At 69.4% G+C, this 7035-nt stretch carries 7 protein-coding genes; 5 read left to right on the forward strand and 2 right to left on the reverse strand.

Annotated features, from left to right (window positions below; all coding sequences use genetic code 11):
- Positions 1 to 128: 128 nt before the first annotated feature.
- From AB0M83_RS15030 to AB0M83_RS15040, 3 genes are all read left to right on the forward strand, one after another.
- A complete protein-coding gene (locus AB0M83_RS15030; RefSeq protein WP_364517204.1) occupies positions 129 to 1142 on the forward strand; it encodes a hypothetical protein in 1014 nt (337 codons plus the stop codon).
- Between the two features lie 2 nt (positions 1143 to 1144).
- Positions 1145 to 1783, forward strand: a complete 639-nt coding sequence (locus tag AB0M83_RS15035; RefSeq protein WP_364517206.1) for a hypothetical protein — start codon at positions 1145 to 1147, stop codon at positions 1781 to 1783.
- 73 nt (positions 1784 to 1856) lie between these two features.
- Positions 1857 to 2528, forward strand: coding sequence for an HD domain-containing protein (locus tag AB0M83_RS15040; RefSeq protein ID WP_364517208.1), 672 nt, complete (start codon positions 1857 to 1859; stop codon positions 2526 to 2528).
- Here the strand turns inward: AB0M83_RS15040 and AB0M83_RS15045 are convergent.
- Positions 2525 to 3190 carry a class II aldolase/adducin family protein gene (locus AB0M83_RS15045; RefSeq protein ID WP_364517210.1) on the reverse strand — a complete coding sequence of 222 codons (666 nt, stop codon included), beginning with the start codon at positions 3188 to 3190 and terminating at the stop codon, positions 2525 to 2527. The genes AB0M83_RS15040 and AB0M83_RS15045 overlap by 4 nt on opposite strands.
- A gap of 192 nt (positions 3191 to 3382) precedes the next feature.
- Positions 3383 to 4300: a hypothetical protein gene (locus AB0M83_RS15050; protein ID WP_364517212.1), complete on the reverse strand. Its 918-nt coding sequence runs from the start codon at positions 4298 to 4300 to the stop codon at positions 3383 to 3385.
- Between the two features lie 236 nt (positions 4301 to 4536).
- On the opposite strand from AB0M83_RS15050, the gene AB0M83_RS15055 reads away from it, so the two are divergent.
- A complete protein-coding gene (locus AB0M83_RS15055) occupies positions 4537 to 5712 on the forward strand; it encodes a DUF445 family protein (RefSeq protein WP_364517222.1) in 1176 nt (391 codons plus the stop codon).
- A gap of 40 nt (positions 5713 to 5752) precedes the next feature.
- Positions 5753 to 6961, forward strand: coding sequence for a DUF445 domain-containing protein (locus tag AB0M83_RS15060; protein ID WP_364517214.1), 1209 nt, complete (start codon positions 5753 to 5755; stop codon positions 6959 to 6961).
- Positions 6962 to 7035: the final 74 nt, after the last annotated feature.

Raw genomic sequence — 7035 nt, forward strand, 5'->3', positions numbered from 1 at the left:
AGTGACGTCCGTCCGTCAGTCCTGTCCCCCGAACTTCTTATTTCGCGCGTCCCGTCAGGCGCGTAAAGTGACTCCCCGCACTCGAACAGACACCGTAAGCATACGTCCGTTCGGGTGGTTCGAGGGAGGTGAAGCAAGTGGCCGCGGATGGCGGATCCCGCCGCCGTACCCCACTGCAGGAGATCTTCTGGACCAGGACGAGCTTGCTCCTCACGGTGCTCGTCGTCGTCGCCGGCCTCAGCCTGTGGCTCGCCGGCCTCATGGACCCCGGCACCGGGAAGAACCTGGTGACGTCGCTGGGCACCGGCACCCTGATCTCCGCGATCGTGGGGTTCGGCACCACGCTGATCACCGCCAGCGCTTCGCAAAGGGCGCTGGTGACCCCGGTGATCGAGGAAAGCCGGCGCGCGCTGGAGGACCTGAGCGCCGAATACCGCGCGCTGAACAAGGAGTTCTTCCCCACCGACGTGTTCGAGGCGACCACCGACCCCGACCCCGCGTTCAACCGGGCGCTGATGGCCGACCTCGACGCGACCCGGCAGTACTTCTTCCGCGGCTTCTCCGGCCGGCACGCGGCCGCCCGCCTGCTGCTGTCCCGCACGGAACGCGAACTCCGGGCCGTCATCGCCGATCCGCGTGACGCCGGCGCGATCAGCGGGCGCGCCCGCTACCTGCTGCGCCGCGAAGCCGGCGACGTCGACTCCGACCAGATCCAGACCCGGCTCGACGAAGAGATCCGGATCGGCCTCGTCGGCCTCTTCCTGGCGCGCAGCCGCTGCGCGCAGGTCGACATCACCGTGGTCGCCGACCCGCCGCTGGACCGGCTGGAAATGTTCGACGACAGCGTGTGGGTGTCGCTCTACAGCGACGTCCGCGGCGCCACGAAGCTGTACCCGCGGACCCTGCGGTTCACCGAAGGTTCCTTCCTCTACAACATGGAACGCGCCGAGTTCGTGCGCGTCTCGCAGTCCCGGACCGGCCGCCACTTCCGCATCACGTCCGCGACGACGCGGACGGATTTCCTGGCGCTGTTCGAAAAGATCACCGGATCCCCCTTGTCCGAGGAGCAGTTCCGTGAGCTGGAAAGCAAGTTCCACGCCTTCCGCACGGAGTTCTCCGAAGTCGCCGAGCTAGGGAGCTGACCTTGCTCACCCGCCTGTCCCCCCTGTCCGAACTGGCCATGCGCCTGCGCACGGCCCGGCACCCGCTCGCCGCGGACTGGCGCGCGGTCGACGAGTGGTTCCGCCCGTGGGCCGCCCAGTCCGGCCTGCGCGCGGAGCTGCGCTCGCAGCTTCGCACGCTCTCCACCGCGGAATCCGCGAAAGTCCTGCGCTCGTCCCGGGAAACCACGACGCACTTCGCCTGGTGCCTGCTCGATTCGCCGTCCGACTCGTTTTCCTTCTGGCTGCACGAATACAAGGCGCAGGAGGACTGGCGGGAAGGGTACGCGGATTCCGTGCACAACCACCGGTACCACTTCTGCACCACCATTCTCCGCGGTGACTACCGCCACGAGAAGTACGAGACGACGATCGACGCCGGCACCGGCTTGATCAGTTCCGCGAGACGGCGGCGCAGCACCGTGTGCCGAGCCGGTACCAGCATCACCATGCTGGCCGACGAATTCCACCGCATCCCCGAAGCGGCCGACGGCACGATGACGTTCCTCGTGAAATCACGCCCGGTGAGCAGTTTCAGCCTTTCTTTCGATCCCGCCACGGGAATCGGCCATCGTCACGTTCCGGTAGAGGTCCGATTGGGGGAATTGGCCGACCGCATCTAGCTACACACCGGCGTCAGCGGCGCTTACCATTACTCCACCCGTCTGAACACCACGGCCGGGATGGGAGAGGTGTATGCGCACGCAGGAAAGCACGATCGACCATGCCATCGTCGGCGCCGTCGAAGACCGGGTTCACCGGTTGTGCCGCCGCTATGCGGAACGGCTGCCGTTCCACGGCTGGCACCACGTGAGCTTCGTCCGCGCGAAGGCGGCCGGTTTCGCCGAGCACAACGGCGCCGACCGGGCCGTCGTCGAGGTCGCGGCGCTGGTGCACGACGTCAACTACCTCGTGCTCCGCAATTCGCCCGCGGCGGCGGGCCGGAGCCTGCGGCTGGAGCTCCTCACGGAGTGCGGGGTGCCCGGTGATGTGGCGCGCTGGATCGACGACATCATCGACGAAGCCGAAATGGCCACGCGCGGCCGCGACATTTCGCTGGAGGCGCAGGCGCTGAGCGACGCGGACACGCTGTTCAAGGCACTGCCGGTGACGCCGGTGGTGCTCGCGCACCGGTACCTGCGCGAGAACGGGCTGAGCCTGCGCGAGCTGGCGCACAAGATCGTCGGCGAGCAGTGCGACGTCCACGACGAGGGGTACTACTTCTACAACCCCGACGCGGCGGCGGCGTATTCGCGCTGGGCGACGGCGAACCTCCAGCTGTGGCAGTGCATCAAGGAGGCGGTCGACGACCCGACGGTGGCGGAGCTGCTGGACGCGGTCCACGCCGTCGACGCGCTGGCGTCCTAGGCCGGGCCGTACTGGTCCTGGCCGTAGCCGCGCAGCCGCTCGACGACATTGGCCACTTCGGGCGGCGGCAGCAGGCTGGGCCGGCCGGCGCTCTGCGCGAGCAGCCACACCCGGCAGGCCCACTCGAGCTGCTGGGCCCGGTGGTAGGCGGCCTCGAGGCCGTCGCCGTAGGTGAGGGTGCCGTGGTTGGCCATCAGGCAGCCGCGGCGCCCCTCCAGTGCCTCGAGGACGGCCGCCGCGAGCTCAGGGGTGCCGTAGGTGGCGTAGCGCGCGACGCGCACCGAGGGGCCGATCGTGGCGACGATGTAGTGGATGGGCGGCACCTCGCGCACGAGGGTCGACACGGCGGTGGCGTGCGGCGAATGCGTGTGGACGACGGCGGTGACGGGCTCGCGGTCGGGATCGCGCACGTCCCAGTACACGGACAGGTGCACCGGCAGCTCGCTGGTCGGCTTGAGCGAGCCGTCGACGACCTGGCCGCCGAGGTCGACGACGGTCACGTCGGCCGGGCTCATGCTCGAGTAGGGGACGCCGGTCGGGGTGACGGCGACGAGGTCGCCGGCGCGCACGGAGACGTTCCCGGAGGTCCCGACGACCAGGCCGTCCCCGACCATCCGGCGCGCGTAGGCGCAGACGGCGGCCCGCTCGGTCTCGAGGATCATGTGCGGGTCCCGTCGTCTCGTGGTGATCGGCAGCTGAGCTGAACACTGCCAGCCACCCACGAGCTTCGGCCACCTCCCCGCCCGGGGGATTTGTGCGGTTCACCACCCGCCGGCCCTGCTCCCGGCACCGCTTCCGCGGAAATGGCCCGGCGCCCCTCGAAGATCCGAGGGGCGCCGGCGTCTGGGGAGAGGTCAGGCCTTGGCCGGGGCAGCCGGGGCCTTCGCGGGAGCGGGAGCGGCGGGCGCCTTCGCGGCCGGAGCAGGGGCCGGCTTCCGGTCGCCGTTGCCGGCGGCGGGAGCCTCCTCGACCGGGGCCAGCAACCGCATGGCCTCCTGCACCGCCACGTCCGTCGCCGCGATCCGCTCGGCGACCTTCGACCGCAGGTCCAGGGCCAGCTTCCGGTTCTGGTCGGCGGTGGCCTGCTGGGACTTCGCCGACGCCAGCGCCGCCTCGGTCTCCTGCTTCTTCCGCGCGATCTCCTCGTCGAACGCCTTCTTGCGCGCCGCGAGCTCCTCCGCGGCCTTCCGGTCCGCCTCGGCCCGCGCCTCGGCCGCCGCCGCCTCGGCCTTCGCGTCCGCTTCCTTGCGGGCCCGCTCGGCCGCCGCGGCCAGCTCGACGCGCTTCGCGCCCGCTGCCGCGTTCAGCTTCTCGATCTCGCCCTTCGCCTCGGACAGCAGGCGGGCGCGCTCCTCTTCCGCGTCCTTCGCCAGCTTGTCGGCCGTGCGGCGCGTCTCGTGCGCGTACTTGTCGGCCTGCTCGCGAGTCGACGCGGCATCCGCTTCGGCCGCCGAACGCAGGTCGGCGATCTCCTCCTCGGCGAGCTGCATCATCATCCGGACGCGCTCGGCCATGGCACCCGCGCCGGACGGGCTCGAGCTCATCCTGGCCAGCGCGGCCTTCGTCTCGGCGAGCTCTTTCTGCGCGTACGCGAGGGCCTTGGAAAGGTCCGACGACGTCGCGACGGCTTCGTCGCGGCTGCGGGACGTCTCGCGGAACTCCTTGGTCAGCTCGGCGAGGCGTTCGTCGACCTGACGCTGGTTGTAGCCGCGGACACCCACGGCGAACTGAGCGGTCTTCGGGGCGGAGTGGGGCTTCTCGGGCGCGACCATCGGGCCACCTTAATGAGCAAGGGACCTTCAGGACGTACCGCCAAACGGATGCATCACGAATTCGCGAACCCCCGGTCACACTTGGCATTCCGACCTCGGTTGACCAGCGGTTGCCGCGAGGAGGCCACAGTGGACATCCCGGAGGGTGAACTCCCGGTGCTGCCCCTGCCGCCCCGATCGAGGGCCGATAGCGTGCGCGGGTGGACTTCGGCACGCACTGGCAGGTGTACGTCACCATGCCGTTCATCGCGGCGCTGATCGGCTACGTCACCAAGCGCGTCGCCATCGAGATGATGTTCCGGCCGCTCGAGTTCACCGGGATCAAGCCGTTCCTCGGCTGGCAGGGCGTGCTGCCGGCGAACGCCGAGCGCATGGCGGCGACGGCCACCGAGATGCTGACGACGAACCTCGTCGACCCGAAGGAGATCTTCGCCCGGCTCGACCCGGCGCAGGTCGCGAAGGAGATCGAGCAGCCGCTGCTGCGGGTCGTCGAGGACGTCACCCGCGAGGTGATGGAGACCTACCAGCCGCGGCTGTGGGAGGTGCTGCCGAACGGCGCGCAGCAGCTGCTGCTCAAGCGCGTCCAGGCCGAGGCGCCGAAGGCGATCACCAAGATCATGCGGGAGATCGCCGGCAACATCGAGGACGTCCTCGACCTGCAGCACATGGTCGTGACGAACCTCGTCCGCGACAAGGCGCTGCTGAACCGGCTGATCCGCGACATCTCCCGCCCCGAAATGCGGTTCATCGCGCGCTCCGGCATCTGGTTCGGGTTCATCCTCGGCTGCGTCCAGCTGGTCGTCTGGGCCCTGACGAGGTCGCCGATCGTGCTGCCGCTGTTCGGCCTCGGCATCGGCTGGCTCACCGACTGGCTGGCGCTGAAGATGATCTTCCTGCCGCGCGAGCCTCGCCGGTTCTTCGGCGTCTACACCTGGCAGGGCGTCTTCCAGAAGCGCCGCGACCAGGTCGCCGCCGACTACGGCGACATGATCGCGCGCGAGATCATCACCATCCCGAACCTCCTGGAAGCGGTGCTGCGCGGGCCGAAGTCCGACCGGCTCTTCGCGATGATCACCCGCGAGGTGCAGAAGACGATCGACGCGCAGGCGAGCGTCGTCAAGCCGTTCGTCGCCATCGCCGTCGGCACGAGGAAGTTCCAGGAGATGAAGCAGACGGCGGCGGCGAAGGCCGCGGAGCGCATCCCGGACACGATCCGGTACGCCGAGAACTACGCGATCAACGCGCTCGACGTCCGGAACACGATCGTCGACCGGATGAAGAAGCTGAGCGCGCTGGAGTTCGAGCAGCTCCTGCGGCCGGCGTTCCGGCAGGACGAGTGGAAGCTCATCGCGGTCGGCGCGGTGATCGGCGGGCTCGTCGGAGAACTGCAGGTGCTCGCCCTGCTCGGGTAGCCGGTACGGTTTCGCTCTCGGGTGAGCGAGGGAGGTCGGGGTGGACGCTGTCCTGCACGACCTCGCCCTGAACTGGTCCCTGTACGCGGCGATGCCGTTCGTCGCGGCGCTGATCGGGTACGTCACCAAGCGCGTCGCGATCGAGATGATGTTCCGGCCGCTCGACTTCATCGGGATCCCGCCGCTGCTGGGCTGGCAGGGCGTCGTCCCGAAGCACGGCGGCCGGATGGCGGCGGTGGCGACCGAGCTGCTGACCGCGAACCTGCTCGACCTCCGTGAGGTGTTCGGCCGGATCGACCCGGTGATCATCACGAGCGAGCTGGAGCAGCCGCTGCTGCGCGCGGTGGACCACATCGCGCGCGAAGTGCTCGCCGAGCACCACCCGCGACTGTGGGAGGTCCTGCCGACGCTGGCCCAGGAGATGCTGATCAAGCAGGTCCAGGCGTCGGCACCGCGGCTGGTCCGGGAGTTCCTCGACGACGTCCGCGAGAACCTCGACGAGGTCCTCGACGTCCAGCACATGACGGTCCAGCGCCTGACGCGGGACAAGGCGCTGCTGGTGCGGCTGATCCGCGAGACGTCCCGGCCGGAGATGGCGTTCATCGCGCGGATGGGCATCTACTTCGGCTTCGGGCTGGGCCTGGTGCAGACGATCGTGTGGGCGTTCACGCACGAGCCGTGGGTGCTCCCGGCGTTCGGCGGCGTGATCGGGCTGTGCACGGACTGGCTGGCGATCAAGCTGATCTTCGTCCCGCGCGAGCCGGTCCGCGTCGGGCGGGTGATCCTCCAGGGCAAGTTCCAGCGCCGGCGTGCGGAGGTGGCCCGGCAGTACGGCGAGCTGATCGCGAACGAGGTCCTGACGATCCAGAACCTCCTGGACGCGGTGTTGCGCGGCCCCCGGGCGGACCGGCTGGCGGCGCTGGTGGAAAACCTCGTCTCGGAAGCGGTCGACAAGCAGGTGCCGTTGTCTTTCGCGGTGGGTGGCACGCGCTTGCGGGAGATGAAGCACGCGGCGGCGGTGAAGGCCCTCGAGCAGCTGCCCGACACGGCCCGGTACGCCGAGGGGTACCTGACCGAGGCGATGGACGTCGCGAAGATGATCGAGCAGCGGATGCTGGCGCTGACGCCGTTGGAGTTCGAGGGGCTGCTGCGCCCGGCGTTCCGGCAGGACGAGTGGAAGCTGATCGCGGTGGGCGGAGTGATCGGCTTCGTGGTGGGTGAGCTGCAGGTCCTGCTGATGCTGGGTTAGCAACGCCCCAATGTGGCCTTCGGTGCGTTCAACGCACCCAAGGCGGCCTTCGGTGCGTTGAACGCAACCAAGGC

This window comes from Amycolatopsis sp. NPDC051106 (assembly GCF_040682775.1).
Classification (GTDB): Bacteria; Actinomycetota; Actinomycetes; order Mycobacteriales; family Pseudonocardiaceae; genus Amycolatopsis.